The 20,727-nt window shown below is 50.2% G+C and carries 17 protein-coding genes; 1 reads left to right on the top strand and 16 read right to left on the bottom strand.

What is annotated here, in order from left to right; translation table 11 throughout:
* The 16 genes from ACOZIO_RS04760 to flgB form a co-directional block, all read right to left on the bottom strand.
* On the bottom strand, positions 1-4,447 hold a 4,447-nt coding region (locus ACOZIO_RS04760), incomplete at its 3' end, for an Ig-like domain-containing protein (protein ID WP_421595009.1).
* Positions 4,448-4,463: 16 nt separating this feature from the next.
* Complete coding sequence (locus ACOZIO_RS04765; RefSeq protein WP_129952770.1) at positions 4,464-5,738, bottom strand: HlyD family type I secretion periplasmic adaptor subunit; 1,275 nt, start codon at positions 5,736-5,738, stop codon at positions 4,464-4,466.
* Positions 5,735-7,078, bottom strand: a complete 1,344-nt coding sequence (locus ACOZIO_RS04770) for a TolC family protein (protein WP_129952769.1) — start codon at positions 7,076-7,078, stop codon at positions 5,735-5,737. The genes ACOZIO_RS04765 and ACOZIO_RS04770 overlap by 4 nt, the downstream gene beginning before the upstream one ends.
* Positions 7,075-8,493, bottom strand: coding sequence for a MotA/TolQ/ExbB proton channel family protein (locus ACOZIO_RS04775; RefSeq protein ID WP_129991812.1), 1,419 nt, complete (start codon positions 8,491-8,493; stop codon positions 7,075-7,077). The genes ACOZIO_RS04770 and ACOZIO_RS04775 overlap by 4 nt, the downstream gene beginning before the upstream one ends.
* A 4-nt stretch (positions 8,494-8,497) precedes the next feature.
* Entirely contained in the window at positions 8,498-9,208 is a 711-nt protein-coding gene (locus ACOZIO_RS04780; protein WP_421595011.1) for a hypothetical protein, read from the bottom strand.
* Between the two features lie 491 nt (positions 9,209-9,699).
* On the bottom strand, positions 9,700-10,662 hold the full coding sequence (flgL, locus tag ACOZIO_RS04785) for a flagellar hook-associated protein FlgL (protein WP_421595013.1): 963 nt from the start codon (positions 10,660-10,662) through the stop codon (positions 9,700-9,702).
* Positions 10,663-10,689: 27 nt separating this feature from the next.
* Entirely contained in the window at positions 10,690-12,342 is a 1,653-nt protein-coding gene (gene flgK, locus ACOZIO_RS04790) for a flagellar hook-associated protein FlgK (protein WP_217220558.1), read from the bottom strand.
* 140 nt (positions 12,343-12,482) lie between these two features.
* The gene (gene flgJ / locus ACOZIO_RS04795) at positions 12,483-13,433 is read right to left on the bottom strand and encodes a flagellar assembly peptidoglycan hydrolase FlgJ (RefSeq protein WP_129991814.1); all 951 of its coding nucleotides are present in this window, start codon (positions 13,431-13,433) and stop codon (positions 12,483-12,485) included.
* On the bottom strand, positions 13,433-14,539 hold the full coding sequence (locus ACOZIO_RS04800; RefSeq protein WP_129952763.1) for a flagellar basal body P-ring protein FlgI: 1,107 nt from the start codon (positions 14,537-14,539) through the stop codon (positions 13,433-13,435). Before ACOZIO_RS04800 ends, flgJ begins: the two co-directional genes overlap by 1 nt.
* A gap of 10 nt (positions 14,540-14,549) precedes the next feature.
* Positions 14,550-15,254: a flagellar basal body L-ring protein FlgH gene (locus tag ACOZIO_RS04805; protein ID WP_129991917.1), complete on the bottom strand. Its 705-nt coding sequence runs from the start codon at positions 15,252-15,254 to the stop codon at positions 14,550-14,552.
* A gap of 127 nt (positions 15,255-15,381) precedes the next feature.
* A complete protein-coding gene (gene flgG, locus ACOZIO_RS04810; RefSeq protein WP_013575168.1) occupies positions 15,382-16,164 on the bottom strand; it encodes a flagellar basal-body rod protein FlgG in 783 nt (260 codons plus the stop codon).
* 21 nt (positions 16,165-16,185) lie between these two features.
* Complete coding sequence (locus ACOZIO_RS04815) at positions 16,186-16,941, bottom strand: flagellar basal body rod protein FlgF (protein ID WP_129952762.1); 756 nt, start codon at positions 16,939-16,941, stop codon at positions 16,186-16,188.
* Positions 16,942-16,975: 34 nt separating this feature from the next.
* A complete protein-coding gene (gene flgE / locus ACOZIO_RS04820; RefSeq protein WP_129952761.1) occupies positions 16,976-18,220 on the bottom strand; it encodes a flagellar hook protein FlgE in 1,245 nt (414 codons plus the stop codon).
* A 77-nt stretch (positions 18,221-18,297) separates the two neighbouring features.
* A complete protein-coding gene (flgD, locus tag ACOZIO_RS04825) occupies positions 18,298-19,002 on the bottom strand; it encodes a flagellar hook assembly protein FlgD (protein ID WP_129952760.1) in 705 nt (234 codons plus the stop codon).
* Between the two features lie 11 nt (positions 19,003-19,013).
* A complete protein-coding gene (gene flgC, locus ACOZIO_RS04830; RefSeq protein ID WP_013575164.1) occupies positions 19,014-19,418 on the bottom strand; it encodes a flagellar basal body rod protein FlgC in 405 nt (134 codons plus the stop codon).
* A gap of 6 nt (positions 19,419-19,424) precedes the next feature.
* Positions 19,425-19,835, bottom strand: a complete 411-nt coding sequence (gene flgB, locus ACOZIO_RS04835) for a flagellar basal body rod protein FlgB (RefSeq protein WP_129952759.1) — start codon at positions 19,833-19,835, stop codon at positions 19,425-19,427.
* Between the two features lie 113 nt (positions 19,836-19,948).
* Here flgB and flgA point away from each other — a divergent pair, with 113 nt between their 5' ends.
* Positions 19,949-20,725 carry a flagellar basal body P-ring formation chaperone FlgA gene (gene flgA, locus ACOZIO_RS04840; protein WP_129991815.1) on the top strand — a complete coding sequence of 259 codons (777 nt, stop codon included), beginning with the start codon at positions 19,949-19,951 and terminating at the stop codon, positions 20,723-20,725.
* Positions 20,726-20,727 lie beyond the last annotated feature (2 nt).

Consider the following 20,727-nt stretch of genomic DNA (forward strand, 5'->3'; position numbering starts at 1 on the left):
CGTCGGTCAGTTCCGGCGCGGTAAAGCTCCATATCCCGCCGGTCTGCGTGGCCGGATACACGGTGCCGTTGATCAGCACCTCGACCGTCACCGCGTCCGCGTCAATCTGGCTCAGGGTAAAGGCCGGAGTAGTGTTATTGGTGATGTTGTCGGTCATATCCGCGCCGCTGTCGGACGCATCGGTCAGGTCGATAACCGGCACGCTCAGCGTGGTGTCCACGGTAAAGGCGAATGCCTCCCCGGAAATGCTGTTACCGGCTGTATCCGTGACCGTCACCACCAGGTTGTGTTCGCCGTCAGCGAGGGCGGCAGGCACCGCAAAGTGCCACTGCCCTTCGCTGTCCCGCACCGCCGCCTGCGCCGCGCCGCCGTCCACGCTGACCATCACGGTGACAACATCACTGTCGGTCACGATCGCAAAGCCCGGCGTGGTGTCGTTGGTCTGGTTGTCGCCCGCCACGCCGGTGTCGTCGCTCAGGGTGACTACTGGCGCGGATATGGCGGTGTCCACCGTCACGTCAAGCGCCCCGGAAGTGGCCACGTTGCCCGCGTCGTCGGTGACCCGCACCTGCACGCTGTAGTCACCGTCCGTCAGTTCCGGCGCGGTAAAGCTCCAGACGTCACCCTCTTTTGTCGCCGGGTAGGCGGTGCCGTTGATCAGTACCTCGACCGTCACCGCGTCGGCGTCAATCTGGCTCAGCGCAAAGGCTGGAGTAATGTTGTTGGTAATGTTGTCCGTGGCGAGTGCACCGGTATCTGAACCGTCGGTCAGATCGATAACCGGCAGGCTCAGCGTGGTGTCCACGGTAAAGGCGAAGGCCTCGCCGGAAATGCTGTTACCGGCAGTATCCGTCACCGTCACCACCAGATTGTGTTCGCCGTCAGTGAGTGCCGACGGTACAGTAAAGTGCCACTGCCCTTCGCTGTCCCGCACCGCCGCCTGCGCCGCGCCGCCGTCCACGCTGACCGTGACCGTCACCACATCACTGTCGGTCGCGATCGCAAAGCCCGGCGTGGTGTCGTTGGTCTGGTTATCGCCCGCCACGCCGGTGTCGTCGCTCAGGGTGACTACTGGCGCAGAAATCGCGGTGTCCACCGTCACGTCCAGCGTGCCCGAGGTCGCACTATTACCCGCAAGATCGGTAACAGTGGCAGTAATGGTATGAATGCCATCCGCAAGCTCAACAGGGCAAACGAGTGACCAGACGCCATTATTCAGACTTGCCGGGTAGTCAGTGCCATCAATGTTAATCAGAACATGTGTGACATCACTATCAACACTATTGAGTACGAAAATAGGACTTTTAGTATTCGTAATATTATCTGTGGCTGAAGCTCCGGAATCGGATTCATTCAGCAGGTCTACAGAAGGTATATTCAGGGATGTATCGATAGTGACATGGATTCTTTCGGAGGTAGCAATATTGCCTGCAACATCAACGACACTCACATGAAAGGCATAGCTGCCTTCCGGCAGAGATTGTGGATAGGTAAATTGCCATTGGCCTTTTGCATCAGCACTGGCTTTACCCGCTATGTTGCCGTCGCAGTATAATGTGATACTGGCAAAAGGTTCCGCCGTACCCGCGAATGACGGTAAATTAACGCTGGTAATATGGTCATCCGGATTGTCACCACTGTCACTTAATAAATCGATAGTAGGAATATCAGTATGTAAGTCGATAATAAGCGGGATAGAAACCGAGTTCGCGCTATTACCTGCAATATCGACTGCCGTAACCATGACGTTATATTCGCCTTCGGCTAAGGTTTTATCTGCCGGGATACGGAAACTCCAGTTACCATTTTTATCCGCAATAGCACTGCCATAATAGGTGCCATTTATCATCAGGCTGATTTCAGCTCCGGCTTCCGCTACACCTTTGAATAATGGTTGCGGGTCTTTAGTAATCCCATCTGTATGTGTAATACCGGTATCAGAATCAGCATCCAGCATGATAGTGGGTGTTGAAGTGACGGTATCAATAATAAGTTCATACGTTGAACTGGAAATATTGCCGACTTCATCCATGGCGATGATCTCAACACTATAATTATCATCGGCCAGGCCAGGGTTGGGATTTATTTCGAAAGACCAGTGCCCCTCTTCATCAGCGGTCGTTTTCCCCATTTCCTTGCCATCAAGCATGAGGGTAATTGTGACGTATTTTTCAGCGACCCCTGTTACCAGTAAATTATCATTATGGTTGGTAATCCAGTCATTTTGGCTGGATCCTGTATCATCATCGGTATCCAATGCAGCAACAGGCTTTTGAGTCATGGTATCGACAGAGAATATGTATTCCTCTGAAGGAAGCGAGACGTTACCCGCGATATCCTGAGCCTCCACCACTATTTTGTGTTCACCCTCTTTCAACCCCGGGGCGACATCAACTGACCACGTTCCTTCAGCAGTGACCGCCACAGTGGCGTATTTTTTGCCATCAATATAAACGCTGACATGACTCCCCGCCTCGCCGGTTCCCACTAAAAGAGGTGTCGTATCATTTGTCAGGGTGGCACCGGATTGTGAGATAACATAATCGTCAAGGGCAATAGTCGGCGTTACAGGTGCGATGGTATCTATCGTGTAGCTAAAATCATAATCCTGCGCATTACCCGCAAGATCCACAACGGTGATAATAAGCTGATTTACCCCTTCTGCGGATTCGCCAGAGAATCTGAAGGTATAATTTCCGCTTTGAGAAGCGTCGGTTTCAAGGGTTTCACCCGTGGTCGTATTGGTAATGCTGATATGGCTGAATGAGTCTGTTTTACCCGTAAATATCGGGCTGGCAACATTCGTATAATTATCGGCAGCATTGCCACTGTCACTGCCCGCTTCGATCTGAATAGAAAATGCATCGATATTGGTGTCAATTTCAATATCAATCGCATTCGATGCTGTATTCCCGGCACGGTCCGAGGCAATGACCTGAACGTTATAGGTGCCGTCCATAAAAATAACGTTACTGTCGAGGGTATAACTCCAGTCACCTTTGCTATCAGCGGTAACATCAGCGATTTTATATCCGTTAACATACAACTCTACAATAGAGTCCGGTCCGGCTTTACCGCGAAAACCAGGCGTGACATCATTTGTTATTTTGTCATCAGAATAGAGGCCGGTATCACTGTTTTCATCAAGAATAATGGTGGGCGTTTCAGGGGGAATGGTATCAAGCGTAATAATACCTGTTGTACTGGCACTATTATCCGCTTTATCAGTCGCCACTACCGTAATATCATTAATGCCTTCCTGAAGTTCATTTCCGCTAAACTGATATGACCAGTTACCTTCAGCGTCCGTTTTTACGGTCGTCAGTAAAATATCATTGATATAAATATCAATGCTCACACCGGCTTCAGCCGTACCTATAATTTTGGCATTGGTAAAGCGCGTTAAGTTTTCATCAGGGATCTGATCTTCTACTGGAATAGAATATTGTGAACTCAGTTCAAAGGTAGGAATTTCTGTCACGGTATCGATGGTAACCAGAATTTTAGCACTACCGCTTCCCCCCTGACCATCCTCAACATCGGCCTGGATCGTATGCTGACCATCCGGGAGTTCTGAGGCAACATCAGCAACAAAATTCCCCATGTTGTCTGATTGCACAACCGCCACAACAATCCCGTCAATTTTTAAGATAATGTTTGCATTAGGCGCGGTCGAACCGATAAATGAAGGGGATGCGATATTGGTGATATTGTCATTTTTTGTACCGCTGTCGCTTTTGTCATCAAGCTTTAAAGAAATATCAACCGGCTTAACAATAACTTCATCGCCCGTCTTTTCAGACGTTTTGCTACTTGAAGAAGAAGATGAGGAATTATTATCTTCCAGTTTAAGCCGCTCTGACTCTGCAACGCCTTCTTCATCATATTTTTTCTTTTTGAAGGATGCGGCCTCCTGTTCTTCGCCGGATTCATTAGAAACGCCGCTGCCATTGGTGGAAACTTTATTTTTAGCTTTATTATCCAGGAATTCCTGCAATTGTTGTTCAACTTCATTGGCCGCTTTTCGGGCTTCTTCCGCTTCTGCGCGTAAACCTTCTGCTTCTTTCCTGAGTTTATCCGCCTCTTTGTTCACCTCTTCGAGACGGTTTGCCTCATCTTCTGTTTTCGTATCGGCATTTTCTTTGATGACGCGCGCCTGCCGGTCTTCCGATAATGATGAATCAAGTCGTTCCAGCTCTAAATTACTCAGATCAATGGATTTAAGGAGATTTTGCCCGGAAATATCACCATCAGTAAAAGAAAACACCACTTTACTGTGTTCAAGACTCGAATATAAAGCACCGTTGACAATATTTACGGTTGTACCATCGGAAAAAATAAACTTTAAATCGGTACCGCTAATGATGAAATGCGCCTGTTCTTTATTGCCAAACTGTTTTAAATCGACAACTGAGCTGTCATTGATGAATATTGTTTTGTTAGCCATTTTGTAATCCTTTCAATTATAATTCAGGCGCATTACGTTGTGCAGGGGATAAAGGTTCAGAAAACATTTGTCTCATCCCTTTAGTCAGTGGTGACATGAGATATTTCATAATGCTGTGCCGGCCGGTAATAATATTTGCGTCCACCGTCATACCGGGCATTATTTTAATTAAGTCCTGAGGGGGTATTTCAAATTTTACAATGACTTTGTAGTATCGGATCATAGAACCGTTGACAGACTCCTCATAGGAATCAGGACTGATCTGTTCAATAGTCCCTTTATAGGGTTTGGTGCCCGACATCATGAAGGACAGGACATTGATATTGACCTTGCCCCCGATGAACACCTGATCACGATCTTTAGGCATCACTTTGACTTCTGCCTGCATCAGGGTTGAAAAAGGTTTTATTTCGAACAAAGAATCCGCCGGCTGTATGACGCCGCCTTTCGTAGATGCGCTTTTATTGATCTGATAGATGACGCCATCAATCGGAGATTTAACATTCGTCTCCTGTAACTGACGTGATAATATTTTAATCGTCGACTCACACATCGCCAGTTCTTTCTGAGCTTCGGCAAGATCTTTCGAAAGTGAATTACGCAGTTCATAGTCTGCGTTATTCATTTCACTGTTAATGAAATCAACTTCATCTTTTTTTGATGAAATCTGGTTATCCAGGTCAATCAGCTCAGAATTCAGCCGCACTGCGGACTGTTTTTTATCTAAAAGGTTGGTGTAGGAGCTGATGCCTTTTTTGACCAGAGGAGACAGAATATTAATTTCTTCCTGCAGCAACCCCAGTTCACTCTTCTTACTGATTTTTGACACATTCAGTCCATTGATATCTGAAGACAGTCCGGTAATTTTGACTTCCTTAGTTCTGATCTGGCTCTTCACCATCTGAATATTACTGATAATGTCTTTATTGATCAGATCACTTACGTTAAGCGCAGTGATTTTATTTTCACTGGATAAAACGCTGGTGAGTTCTTCAATACTTTTTTTCAAATATTCAGATTGGGTAAAGTAGCGGTCATATTCTTTCTGCACATCCAGGTTTGAGACCCTGGCGAGAATCTGGCCTTTTTTAATGACATCACGTTCGGAGACAAAAATCTCTTCTATTGTCCCACCTTTAGAAAGGGAAACGATTTGAGTATTATCTTTCGTGGCAATAATACCCTGCCCATGTACAACGGAGTTTACTTTTACCAAACTGAAAAGAATAATGATCAGGAACGTCATGATCATTATGACCATCATCAGATGGTCACTTTGTTTTCTGTTCATCGCAAAAGAGACCTTGATCCCGGTTTTATGACATCATCTTGCAGTTGCAATACTTTGAGCAAAGTCGAAATCTGCGACATCTGTTCAAGCTTGGACTGGTAGATACCGTACGTCGATTCAATCATGGATATGTGAGCCTGGAAAAGTTCATTGCGACTGGAAATAACATCCAGCAATGATTTTTGCCCAAGGTTGAATTCTTCTTTGTATAACTCCGTCATTTTACCGGCGTTATCATAGGAGCGCTTTGCAATATCAAGGGCTTCCAGATTGGATCGATATTTCGACAATGACACATCAATACTATTACGACTTTTTAAAATAAAATCATCTGATTCCAGTTTTGACTGACCATAGCGAGCAGCAAACTTGCTTTCTTCTGACTGATTTTTGAAACCATTGAAGATATTGAATCCTATTTTCACGCCAACTCTAACTTCATCTCGATAATCTTCCGGCTCAGCATCTCCGGAAGGATTATTGTCGGTATAGTTGATGTTCGCATCTATAGTCGGATAGTTGGCAGCTTTAGCTGCTTTAATATCAGAATATGCCGCATCAGTATTTTTTTGCAGAGACTTCCAGGTCGGATTATCCCGCATTACCTGTTTAATCACGCTTTTACTGTCAGTATCAAATTTGTAACTGTCAAAAACATCAGGTAAACGGGAAATATTTTCCAACGTGACTGCATCACCTGTCATATTACGGATTTTAGCCAGTTCGGTGTCTGCCTGCGAACGATACGTTAATTCCTGCGTGCTTAACGCATCGATGGATGCCTGGACTTTACGTAAGTCTGACTGCATCGCCACCCCTGAATTGATGAGTTCAGAAAAATCATTCAACATTTTTTTGTAGAAAATCTTTTCTTCATCAATACTTGCCAGGATATTTTTTAGTTTTTCAATATTGAGAAAAGCATCTGTCGTTTCTTTCGCAGTCGTGTTCATGCTTTGCAAGAAATCACTGGCACTGCTTTCTTCAATACTTTCAGATTTCTCAATATTGTTACTCCTCACACCAAAATCGGCGATCCGATAGGCAAGACTGATTTTATTTTCGATATTATTCTCGTCTCCGTCGCTTTTATTTTTTTGCGAAGTTTCCGATGTTGCATCTAATGTCGGATAAAGGGAAGATTTGCTCATATTCGTTTCCTGATGCCGACGTTCGATATCAAGAAAAGAAATAGCCACAGAAGGCTGAGCTTCCAGCGCGTGTTTTACCAGGACCGTAAGAGGATAGGCTCCGCTGTCCTGAACCGCGCGCTGTGAAGCGAAAGCCGGCACAGACAATACGGAAATACCGATCATTAATGAGATTATCGAGATTTTCACGGGTTTTTCTTATCCTTCAATACCAGCACATCTTTTTGCAAAGAACATTGCATATCGGCAATTTGGGAGAACAGAGGTGCGAACGTTTTCAGATGTCCCTGGATATGGCTCTGAGTTTCACTGTGCAGGTCGGTATTTTTCAATTCATGAAGAACAATGTGTTCATCCATTTTGTTCAGCTGCAGATGATTCTTTTCATGAATGATTTGTGTGGTGGCATGCAGGTCGGTGAGCGAGTTTTGTAAACTGCTTGTCTCTTGCAAAAGCGTTTCCTGACTGCGCCCGATGTCTTGCTGAGAAAGGTTTAACGCTTTTAGCTGACCTTCCTGAGCATCAAGCTGTTCATGCTGACTGACCAGAAGAGCATGCTGACCGGAAACCTGCTGCTGTGTGGCAGTGATGGCTGTGTGCTGATCGGTTAATTGCAGATTTGCTTTCATGACACCCTGATGGATTTCATTTAACTGGCCCGCGCCCCTTTCGCAGACGGTCAATAATGACGTTTCAAATTGTGCGCGCTGTGCATGGCTAATGTTGTCCTGCTCGACCATGCTGTGCAGGGTATTATTCGAGTCTGCGCACATATTCAGTAAACGATCCTGGAAGCTGAGCAGCGTATCTTTAATGTCACTGACCATTTCATCCAGCGATGAAACAATGCGCAGAGTGCGGGTCTTTGCGGGTTGATGTTTGCGCTTCATTTCACGAATGAATTCGAGCTTAGTATCACGCAGCGTCACGTTGAGACGGACAAACGCATTGCGAACCAGTGAGCTCATGACGTTCAGAAGAATGGCGCTTACCACACCATAAATTGAAGAAACAAACGCCGTATTCATACCCCGGAGAGGTTCAGACAAAGAAGAGACGACGTTCACGATGATCTTCAGAGTATCCGCATCATTCCCTCCCCCTATTTGTGATTTATCAAGCAAGGAGATAACCGACGCAATGGTCAGCGAGAGACCCGCAAACGTGCCCAGCAGACCAATCATGGTGGAAATATTGGCGCAACTTAAAATCGCAGACATGCGTTGGTTGTGTTTACGGTTCACACTTTCATCAATGTTTTCATACACTGACAGTAATGTGTCATCGTCAAGACCGTGCTCTTTTTTAAAGACAATTTTATTCGCATCCCCTAACAGGTGAGCTGTTTTTTTATCGTCTTTTGTTTTTAATACAATGTCGCATCTGTTTATTTCAATAAATGATGATAATACGATCACACAACCGATGGCATACACAATGATGACGACAGTATTATAAAATGCTGCGACGGCATAAGTGCCGATAATATAACTTCGGACACCAGGAACGATCATGAGTATCAAAGGGATTAAGGCAATAAATAAAGCCCCCAAAAAACCCATTTTATTCTTCAGGAAAATACCACTTTGTTTAATGTAATTCATTATGTTACTCAGTTTTTGTAATGACAGCGCTGTTATTCATAACAGCAGCATCGTTGATCACTGAAATAGCGACGTCCTGATTAGTTTCAGTCTCTTTCACAATTTTCAAAAGAATAATTCCCCGCTGATAAGCAAGTCGCATAGCATCGGAGACGGAAATAGATTTTTCGACATTGGTATATACCTTGACAGAAGCAGCTTTATTATCAGCCTTTAACCATTCATTCAATTTATCTATAATTTCAGGGGAATAACCCTGCTCCATTTTTTTAAAATGAATAATAAATTGATTACCTTTTATCTCATATGCCGGATTTTCTTTTTGCACATCAAACTTGCCGTAAGCGCTTTGCACCGGCGTGCCTCCTTGTTGTGCCAGCGTTATGACTGTCTGGTTTTCCTTTTGCTCTTCAGTTTGAGCCGGAGATTGTTTCCCCCCGGTTGCTGCTACGTCGGTGGAATTATTTTCCGGGACATTTTCAGCAGATTTGCTCATATTTTTTTGCGACTCTACGGGCTTGGGTAATGCCGTTTGTTCAGGTAATCCTTTTGCGGTATATGTCGCCGAGGGGGTTTCAGGAACATAATGTTTTTTAGCGCTTTCATACATCGTCAACATGCTGTTGAGAACAAATACCAACATCAGAAAAATAAATATGCATAAAACCGTTGAGAAGGCGTCCACAAAAGTGGGCCAGGGGTTACTTTCTTCCATATATCATCCAGACAGTGAAACGATTAAATAATCTATTCAGAAATTGTATATTTCCCAGGCCAGGATATCCTCTTACTTAAGTATTAAGCATTGCTAAATATCTTGTATCCTATTGAAAATATAGAATTACCCCCCCATCACCGGATGATATTTCAGTAAACCGAAAGCGTAAGTGACAGGGGTTATAAACCAAAACACATATTGAAAGTTGTAGATTACGGATGGCTGACACGTCAGCTTCCGCTCAGCTATTGATCTGATGATTTAAAGACAATAAGCCTGTAAATATATTTTCAGAGGGAATATTTGGAAGAAAATAGGATCAGAGGGAGTGAAAAAGAGTATGTCGCCAAACCTTAGAAAGACGACATACAAAGCTGAAAGTACCCGGTTTAAGTACAGTCAGAAAAATGTCTGCATACCTGCGGTAAAGGCAGGCAGCGATAATGAAGAGTGAAGGTTTGGCGCGTAAATTTACGCGCCGGAGAGTATTACGAATTCATCTGGAACAGGGACATCCCCTGCATGGCGCTGTATGTCTTATACGATGCCTGAAGCGCGACCTGCTGCAATGTATAGGTTGAAATGGCGGAGGTCCACTCTGTATCTACCAGGTTACTGAGTTTGGTGGAGTTCGCCACGTCACGGTTGTCGCCCAGCGTATCGAGATTGTCCAGTTCATCCATCTGCGTACCCAGCTCTGAACGCACGGAAAGTACGTTATTGAGTGAGTTACTCAGGCCACGGTTGGCTTTATCAATGGCATCGGTGTATTGCGTATCGGTGGTGTAATCAGCCGAAGGCGTTTTCAGCGCGGTCAGTGCACCGTCGATGGTTTTGAACACATCTGTCTCGCTCGGCGAGCCGTCCGGTTCGGCTTTTGCATCACCGGTTAATGAATCAAAAATCTGGTTACCGGTATGGTTAATGGTCATCGTCCGGCTGGCATCAACCTGCTGCGTAATGGACGTCGTGCCCCCGGAATAGGTCACCGCACCCGTTGTGGCGTCCTGCGTATACGGCGCGGTATCACTTTTGTAGCCAGCGAAAATGAAACGGCCGTTACCGTCAGTGCTGTTCGCAAGGTTCAGTAACTGCGATTTCAGGCTTTCCAGTTTGGTCGCCAGAGAAGAGCGGTCATCATCGCTTAAAGAACCGTCACCGGCCTGAACAATCAGCGTCTGCGCAGACTGAATGGTCGAGGTCACGCTGCTTAAAACCGACTCTTCCTGACTCATGCTCTGGTTAGCAAAGGTACGGGCTACGGAAAACTGACTGTTCTCCGATTGCGCCTGACGCACCAGCACCGCCTGCGACGCCGCCAGCGGATCATCCGAAGGTTTGCTTACTTTGCTGCCGGTGGACAGCTGTAAACCTGTCGCCTGAAAGCGGTTCTGGCCATCCAGCACCGCATTCATGTTTTGGTCGTAAATCATATTGGTACTAAGACGCATGGCATCAGTTCCTTGTCAGTTCTGGGATCAGCGAATGTTGATGATCGCGTCGAATATCGTCGAAGCCGTCTTCACGACCTGCGCGTTCGCCAGGTAATATTGCTGGTAACGTTGCAGATCGCCGTATTCTTCATCGAGGTTGACCCCGGAGATAGACTGCTGCTGGCTGGTGAGCTGCGTGACAATATTGGCCTGCGAGGTACTGGTAGTTGTCAGGGTGGCAACCTGGTTGCCCACGTTACTTACCATGCTGGCGTAAGCGCCTGACAGGGTGGATTTACCTTCTACCAGTTTTGCCGTTTGCAGATTCAGCAATTTCTGCGCGTTGGTGTTGTCACTCACACCGCTGTTTGCCGCGCCCGCAGCGGCGATCAATGAAGAATCACTGATGGCCACATTCATGCTGCCTGCCACGTTACTGACCGTTTTGATGGTCACGCTGTCATTGTTGTCCGGCGTACCGCTGACGGAAACCGACAACCCGTCGAAATTCATCGTCGGATTACCGCTGCTGTCGGTGCCTGCTGTCGGGGTGATTTTTGCTCCGTCGGAGACGCGTGTCACATCCCAACTGCTGCCATTATAAGCCATGGTGTAATCGCTGGCCTTCACTGCTGCCGTGTCGGTATACGCCACGCTCACTTGTGCACTGCCGGTGTTTTTGGTGTTGCCTACGGTAGTGGCACCGGTGAAGGAGAAGAAGTTCGTTCCCGCGTCACCGTTAAGGTCAAAACCGGCTTTGTTGGTGGTGTTGAAGCTGTCAGACAGCGCCAGCGCCAGTTGCCCGAGCTGGTTAATGGCCGGTTCCAGGTTGTCTTTACGGAAAGCCAGTGTACCGCCGAGCGAACCGGTGGTCAGACGGCTTTCCTGAATTTCAGAAACCGAACCGTCAGGTTGGGTCATGCCGACCGTCAGTTTGGAAGGATCGGCACTCGAAGCCATGGCAACAACCGTTTTGGCGTTGCCGCCACTCACCAGCGGCGTGCCGTTGGCGAAGGAAATATTGTAGGTGTCGCCGTCCTGCTGGGTCACAACCACACCGGTGACGTTGTTCAGCTGACTGACCAGTTGGTCACGCTGATCGAGCAAGGCGTTAGGTTCCTGTCCGGTGCTGCCGCGCGTTGCGGTGATCTGATTATTCAGTTTGGCAATCTGCGACGCAAAGGTGTTGATCTGGTCAACATTCTGCGTGACTTGCTGGTTAACGGCGGTATTCATGTCGTTCAGGTATTTGGCGGAACTGTTGAACTGGGCGGTTAAACCCTGAGCCTCCCCCAGAACAGACTGACGCGCCGAGCTGTCGCTGGCATTGCTGGTCAGCGTTTGCAGGCCTTTAAAGAAGGTCGACATGGTGGCATCAATACCGGTGGAGCTGTCGCCGAGCAGGTCATCAATAGAACTGGCCTGATCAAGCTGCGTTGACAGCGCGCTGCCGGTTGCGCTGGCACCCAGAAGCTGTTTCACCACGAAAGAATTGTACTCACGATTCACACCCGTCACCGTCACACCATTTCCGATATAACCGACAGGCGTCGAGGTACCATTACTTTGCGTAATAATGGCGGTCTGGCGGTTATAACCTGCCACACTGACGTTAGCGATGTTGTTCCCGGTGGTACTGAGCGCCGCCTGCGCTGCGTTCAGTCCGCTCATTGCGGTATTAATTAAGCTGCTGGACATGAGTGACCTTTTGGCTGCCGGTGACTTTTACCACCGTATAATTAAGGGAACTGAAACGGGGGTTATCCCCTTTTCCCATTCTGATCGTATTATCGGCCTGCACCGCTAAAACTTGAGAAAAAAAACGAGGATTTGCAGGACTAGAAGATATCTTTTAAATCATGGCTATAGGCCTTCACGGCCTGCTCGCCCGCGCCTTTAATTTTCTGGATCACACTCACCAGTTTGTCGGCGTAATTCGGGTCAGTTGCATAGCCGGCACGTTGCAGCGCATGTGCGGCTTGTTCAGGGGTGTTAGCTGAGGCCACCTGCGCGTAACGCGGATTATTGGTCAGTAATTTGATGTAGTCACTGATGGCTTCCACATAAGAGCCGTACACACGGAAACTGGCCTGCACTTTTTTCGCCACACCGTTGGTGTATTCCGTGGTGGTAATATTCGTGGTCGGACCGTCCCAGTTGCTGCCCGCTTTGATACCAAACAGGTTGAAGCTGCGTTTACCATCTGCGGTCGGGATTTCACGCTGGCCCCATCCGGATTCCAGTGCAGCCTGCGCCATGATCAGCTGATGCGAAATCCCGCTGTCTTTACTGGCGACCTGTGCCGGAATGGTCAGGCTGGACACGAACTGGCCGCTGTCGGCTGGCAACGGTGCGCCGCCGGTGGTGCGGTCCGGCGCAGTCGGAATAGCTTTACGCAGATACTGCTCCATCGCCTGAACCGGCAGAGTTTTCAGCACTTCACCGTCCAGCGCCATCGGCACCGTTCCCGCCAGTTCGGACGGTTGCTTGCTGCCACCGGTCAGTTGTTCAACCATCATATCGGCCATGCCCAACCCCTTGTCGGACATGTCCTGGGCAATTTGCTGATCGTACATCGATGTATAAAGTTTGGTGGATTCGTTATCCAGAATGCCACCCTGCGGCAGAGCCTGACGCATGCTTTTCAGCATCATCTGCACAAACACGCCTTCAAACTGCTTCGCCACTTCTTTGATGTGCGCCTGAGGATCCTGCGCCACATCCCGCTTCAGTTTGTTAAGGGACTGCGTGTCATACGCCGCCCCTGACATCGACATCAGATCGCTCATCAGATAATTTCCAAATCAGCACGCAGGCATCCGGCGGTTTTCATCGCCTGCAGAATGGACATCAGATCGATAGGCGTTGCGCCTAACGCGTTCAGGGTGCGGACAACATTGTTCAGGCTGGCACTGGAGCGTACCTGCTGAATCGACCCGCCGGACTGGCGGACGGAAATATTAGTGTTCGGCGTGACTACCGTCTGACCGCCGCCAAACGGCGTGTTCGGCTGGCTGACATCGTTCTGGCGATCGACCACCACGGACAGATTGCCCTGGGCAACCGCACAGTTATCCAACGTCACATCGCGGTTCATGACCACGGAACCGGTACGGGAGTTGATGATCACTTTCGCGTCCATCGGTCCGACATTCACTTCGATATTTTGGATCTGCGCCAGAATGCGCACCTGAGACGTGTTGCCACGCGGTACGACCACCTGAATATTGCGGGAATCCAGGGCGGAGGCCATGCCCATCCCCTGACGGTTGATCGCGTCGCTGATCTGCTGCGCCAGGTTAAAATCTTCATCATTGAGTTGCAGATTGATCACGCCTTCGGTACCGAAAGTACTCGGTAATTCACGCTCAATCGTCGCCCCGCCGGTGATACGCCCGCCCGAAACCTGGTTAACCGTCACGCTGCTGCCACCGGCAGACGCGCCCGCTCCGCCGACCAGCACGTTACCCTGCGCCAGTGCGTAAACCTGATTATCCACCCCTTTCATCGGCGTCATCAGCAAAGTACCGCCGCGAATACTTTTGGCGTTACCCATAGAAGAAACCACGACGTCAATCGCCTGTCCGGCGCGGGAAAACGGGGGCATTTTGGCCGTGACCATGACGGCGGCGACGTTTTTCAACTGCATGTTGGTGCCCGCCGGTACGGTAATACCCAACTGGGACAACATATTGGTCAGCGTCTGGGTGGTAAAAGGCGTTTGTGTGGTCTGGTCACCGGTGCCGTCAAGGCCCACCACCAGACCATAGCCGATCAGGGCGTTATCACGCACACCTTGTACCGTCGTCAGATCACGAATACGGTCGGCGGATGCGGGCAGTACCACCAGGGCGGACATCGCCAGACAGATAATACCGGAAAGTAGTTTTCGCATGATTGCCTCGTTATAACGGCGATAAGTTTAAGAAGAACCGCTGCAACCAGCCCATGTTCTGCGCTTCATTGATGTAGCCATTCCCGACGTACTCGATGCGTGCATCAGCCACCTGGGTGGAGATCACGGCGTTCGCACCGCTGATGGTGCGCGGGTTGACCACACCGGAGAACCGGATGAACTCAGTTCCCTGATTAATTTCGATTTGTTTCTCACCGACAACTTTCAGGTTGCCGTTGGCCAGCACTTCCGCCACCGTCACGGTCAGGGTGCCGCTGAAGGTGTTATTGGCCGCTGCGCCGCCTTTACCGGCAAAGGTATTGGCACCGGACATATCCAGATCGGCACGGGCATTGCCGAACAGGCCTTCCAGATAACGTGGCGCTGTCGCAGCACCAAAGGTGGTTGCGCCGTTACGACTGGCGTTCGCCGAGGAGCTTTTGCTCGCACTGACATTCTCCTGCAAGACAATGGTCAGCGTGTCACCCACGTTACGTGGACGGCGGTCTTCAAACAGAGGCTGATAACCGTAGTTCATCGGCTGAACTGACTGGAAAATCGAACCGTTAGGAACCGGCGGTGCCGCTGGCGCAGGGTTCGCTGTGGTTGCTCCGGGTACCAGCGGGGTATGCGGCATATACGCGCAACCATTCGCCAGTAACGTGATTAACAGCGGCAGCACCAGCTTGCCTGGTCGGTCTTTAGAAAAAGTCATTACCGACGTTATTTTTTTGGTCACCACAGTTATCGCCTTTAAAAAATCGACCTGGTAGGGATCTGAACCGGTTCAGGACAGAAGCGTTTCCGCCCCTGTCCTCTTGTTTTCAATCAACCGCTAAACGTTACAGCTGGGAAAGTTTCTGTAGCATTTCGTCCGACGTGGACACGGCTTTACTGTTAATTTCGTAAGCACGCTGAGTCTGGATCATGTTGACCAGCTCTTCCGCCACGTTGACGTTAGACGTTTCCACATAACCCTGATACAGCAGACCCGCGCCGTTCAGGCCCGGAGTGCTTTCGGTTGGCGCACCGGAGCTCTGGGTTTCCTGGTACAGGTTTTCACCCAACGATTCCAGACCGCTGTTGTTGATGAAGGTGCTCAGCGTCAGCTGCCCCACCTGCTGGGCGGCAGTCTGACCTTGTGTGGTCACACTGACGATACCGTCACGCCCGACGGTCATGCTCAGGGCATTGGCCGGGACAGTGATAGCAGGAATCACCTGATAACCGCTTGAGGTCACCAGCTGACCGTTCTGGTCAACCTGGAAAGAACCATCACGGGTATAGGCCGTCGTGCCATCCGGCAACTGAACCTGGAAGAAACCTTCCCCTTTAACGGCGATATCTTTGCTGTTGCTGGTCTGCGACAGGTTGCCCTGCGAGAATAAACGTTCCGTAGAAACCGGACGCACACCGGTACCAATCTGTAAACCGGATGGCAGATTGGTTTGCTCAGAAGACTGCGCACCAGGCTGACGGACTGTCTGATAAAGCAGGTCTTCAAATACTGCACGCTGGCGTTTAAAACCGTTGGTGCTGACGTTCGCCAGGTTGTTGGCGATTACATCCATATTGGTCTGCTGGGCATCCAGACCGGTTTTCGCAATATACAGCGATGGGATCATGTCATTACTCCTCTGCCATCATCAGCTCATTGACAGCAGATTGTTGGCACTCTGTTCATTTTCATCGACACTGTGGATGACTTTCATCTGCATCTCAAAGCGGCGGGCGTTAGCTATCATGTCAACCATGGTGGAGACCGGATCCGCGTTACTGCCCTCAAGCGTTCCGGGCATAACGTGAATGGTCGGGTCAGCCTGTAAAGCAGCACCCCGCGCCTGAACGGTCGCCGGCGTTGGCCGGAACATACCGTCATCGCCACGGGTGACTTCATTGTTGGCCGCTTTCACCAGCTTGAGCTTACCGAGCTGACCCATCGTGTTAGGATCAGCACCGGCTTCAAGCACGGCAATCGTCCCGTCCGCAGAGACCGTAAGCTGAGAGTTCGGCGGAACTTCAATCGGGCCGTTATCCCCCATAACCGGATGACCCTGAACGGTCAGTTGGTTAGTCGGTGACACTTGCATGTCACCGTTACGGGTATACGCTTCAGAGCCGTCAGGCATCTGCACCGCAAGGAAACCGTCCTGCTGTAAAGCCACATCCAGCGGACGCCCGGTGTAGTTCAGTTTTCCCTGCGTCATATCTGCGCCCGGCGTGGACGCCGTGACCAGCGTGCGGGTTTGCAGGCTTTCACCGTCCACCGGCACTGCGCGCATCGCTAAAAGCTGCGAACGGAATCCCGGTGTATTGGCGTTAGCCAGGTTACTCGACGTCACCGACTGCTGAACCAGCGTCTGGCTGGCTGCGCCGCCTGCGGTGTAGATAGCGTGATCCATAATGCTGCCCTGTTTTCAGGTGATAGAACGCGTATTAACGCAGGTTAACCAGCGTGTTCAGGATGGAGTCCTGAGTTTTGATGGTCTGCGCATTCGACTGGTAGTTACGCTGCGCAACAATCATGTTGACCAGTTCCGCACTCAGGTCGACGTTGGAAGATTCCAGCGCACCGCTGGTCATTGACGCTAAACCGCCCTGACCTGCAATGCCGGTCACAGCCTGGCCGGAAGAAGACGTCGCCGTCCACACGTTGTCACCTTCAGATTTCAGGCCTTCCGGGTTAGAGAAGTTACTCAGCACAATCTGACCCAGCAGTTGGGTTTTGTTGTTGGAGTAAGTGCCGGCAATCGTGCCGTCGTCATTGATGGTATAACCGGTCATCTGACCCGCTGCATAACCATCCTGATTCTGGGAACCGATGCTGTCGCTGCCGGTGCTCTGCTGGATACTGCCGGTGAAATCAAGAGACACCGTTTGCGGCGTTACGGTACCGTTAGTGGCGGTGTTCATTGGCAACGTCAGTGCCAGACCGGCATTGGCCGTGCCTGCCGCATTGGTTGTGCCGACCAGCGCACCACTGGTATCAAACTGCATAGCCCCAATTTTGGCGGCCGCTGAACCGGCCACGCTGCCGTCCTGTGCATAAACATCCCAGTTGTTGGCAGAAGTTTTCACGAAGTAGACGTTGTTATCGTGGGCATTACCCTGTGAGTCATAGGTGGTGATGCTGTTGACGTAGTTGTAGCTGGTATCATCACTGCTGCTGAACGTTTTGGTGGCCGGAATAGCCTTGTCCGTTGAGTTCAGGTTAGCCACCATCGTGGCAGAAGTAGACGCTTTCGCGCTCATCATGGTGGTCGGGATGTTCAGGGCAACCGGCTGCGCACCCGCCGCAATAGTAGGCGGCGTACCTGTCGCCGGATAACCGGTGACGCTCAAACCTTGCATGTTCACCAGGTTACGGTTGGCATCCAGTGAAAACTGACCGTTACGTGAGTAATAAATGGCACCGCTGCTGTCGGACAACCGGAAGAATCCGTTGCCGCTCAGCGCGACATCCAGACCGCGGGAGGTGTTGGTGGTGGTACCGTCATTGAAGTTCTGAGTAACAGCGGCGACTTTAACGCCCATACCGGTTTGGGAACCGGCGAACATATCGGCAAAAGAGGCGGTCGCTGTTTTAAAACCGACGGTCGCGGAGTTGGCAATGTTGTTACCAATCACATCGAGGTTAGTCGATGCCGCGCTCAGGCCGCTGACTGCTTGGGAAAAGCTCATATTAGCTCCATTTTACTGTGGGTAGTGTTTACAGCTCCTCCCCCTTCGCAGGGGAGGGAGCGGTCTGAGTTGCTCGCTTACAAAATCTGGCGTACAGAATCAACTTTCGCGGTTCCACGCACGCCCAGATCCAACGCGGTATTCCCGGATGAATCTGTCGTCACACCATTGACCAGCGCATAATTCAGCGGTGTTGCCACCATTTGCTGATTATTTTTCAGGGCATTGATGCTAAAGCTGTAACTGCCATTCGGTGCTTTGGTGCCATCGTCCTGTGTACCGTCCCAGGTATAGCTGTGCACGCCGGCAGTCTGTGCGCCCAGCGTAATGGTTTTCACCACTTTACCGGTGGAATCACTGACCGTGGCGGTGGTGGTATCAGAGGCCGTTTCCAGCTCAAATCCGAATGGCGTGGTGCTGACCGTGCCGTCAGTGTCGCTGCCGACCAGAATTGCGCTGCCGGACACCATCACGCCGTGGCCGATCAACGAACTGGCCTGAACCGATGAACCACTGGTGATTTGCCCGGAAATGCTGCCCAGCGTGGTATTGAGTTTTTCAATCCCGCTGACCGTGCTGATTTGTGCCAACTGACTGGTCAGCTGACTGTTATCCATCGGATTGGTGGGATCCTGGTTTTTCAGCTGGGCGACCAGCAGGGTCAGGAAACTGCTGGACAGATCATCCGCTGAACTGGTTCCCTTCGTAGACGAGCCGCCGGAGCTGGTACTGCTGATCGTCGTGTTATCAGTGGTGTCATTAATTGACGTGGTAATTGCCATGATTCGCTCCGCTATTGCCCCAGAGTCAGGGTTTTCATCATTAACGACTTAGTGGTGTTAAGCACTTCGACGTTAGCCTGATAACTGCGGGAAGCGGAGATGGTGTTCACCATTTCGCTGACCACATCTACGTTTGGCATCTGCACATAGCCTTTTGCATCCGCCATCGGATTACCCGGCTCATACACCATGCGCATCGGTGCCGGGTCATCCACCACCTGCGCCACTTTCACGCCGCCGGTTTCCTGACCCGGTGCAGCATCCACCTGGAAAACAACTTGCTTTGCTTTATATGGCTTACCATCCGGGCCGGTGACACTGTCGGCGTTGGCCATGTTACTGGCACTGACGTTCAGACGCTGAGACTGCGCGGCCAGCGCAGAACCGGCGATATCAAAAATACCAAGCATTGACATGGGCTATTATCCTTGCAGCACCGACATCATCCCTTTGATCTGGCCGCCGAGAACGGTCAAATCGGTCTGATAGCGCACGCTGTTATCCGCAAAATTGGTACGTTCACGATCCATATCGACCGTGTTGCCATCTGCCGATGGCTGGTCCGGGATCCGGTACATCAGATCCATATCAGCAGGTTGAACGTTGGACGCCGCGATATGGCGGTCAGACGTCAGAGACAAAGAAATGCCGCTGCCACTCGCACGCCCCTGCTCCATCACCTTTTGTAACTGACTGGCAAAATCGATATCGCGAGCCTGATACCCCGGGGTATCGGCGTTTGCGATATTGGCTGAAAGAATTTCTTGCCGCTGGGCGCGCAGGTTGAGCGCTTCCTGTTGGAACTGTAGTGCGGCGTTCAGTTTGTCGAGCATGCGCCCTCCGCAAAGTGAGATTTTGGAGTCGACAGCATAAATGCGAGTGTCAACTGGCTATCGTCTGAATAAGCATGAAATCGGGCGCTATTTGTCCCTTTAGGAATATCAAAGTGAGCGTAGACTTGTCGGCAGTAGTAGGCTGGCACAAAGGTAAAACGCGAATGAATATGCTGAAAATCCGTCGTTCAGGCATTACGCTGGGTTGCATCCTGATAGGTGTAATGTCTGGTGCGATGAGCTATGCCCAGCCTTTGCCCGTCAAAAGCGTGCCGGCCTCATCCAATAGCGATACACTGTTGTCCTCGCAAATTCAGCAGTTCTTCCGGCAGCAATATGCCGACAGCGGGATGCAGGTGACCGTTGTCGTAAACACCCCGGCTGCGCGCCAGCCACAATGTTTATCACCACAATTTATGCTTTCACCGAACAGTCGCACCTGGGGCAATGTCTCCGTGGCGGTGAACTGCAACGGTCAGAAAAGTTACGTACAAACTAAAGTGCAGGTCAGCGGCACTTACTGGATCGCGGCAAAGAACGTACCGGCAGGCTCTCACCTGGCACAAACAGATATGCAACAAAAAACCGGGCGACTGGATCTGTTGCCGCCGAAGGTCATTCTCGACAGTCAGCAGGCTGTGAATGGCATCACGCTGCGCAATATCAGCATCGGGCAACCGTTGACGTTATCGATGTTGCGCCGGCCGTGGATGGTTCACGCGGGGCAGGAAGTTCAGGTTCAGGCAACAGGCAGTGGTTTTAATGTATCAAGCGCCGGTAAGGCGATGAACAATGCTGCAGCGAATGAATCAGTGCGGATCAGAATGCCGTCAGGTGCAATTGTGAACGGGACGGTAGGCTCAGATGGGTCTGTGACAGTGACGATATAATC

It is taken from the genome of Rahnella sp. PD4, assembly GCF_049199325.1.
GTDB classification, from domain to species: Bacteria; Pseudomonadota; Gammaproteobacteria; order Enterobacterales; family Enterobacteriaceae; genus Rahnella; species Rahnella perminowiae.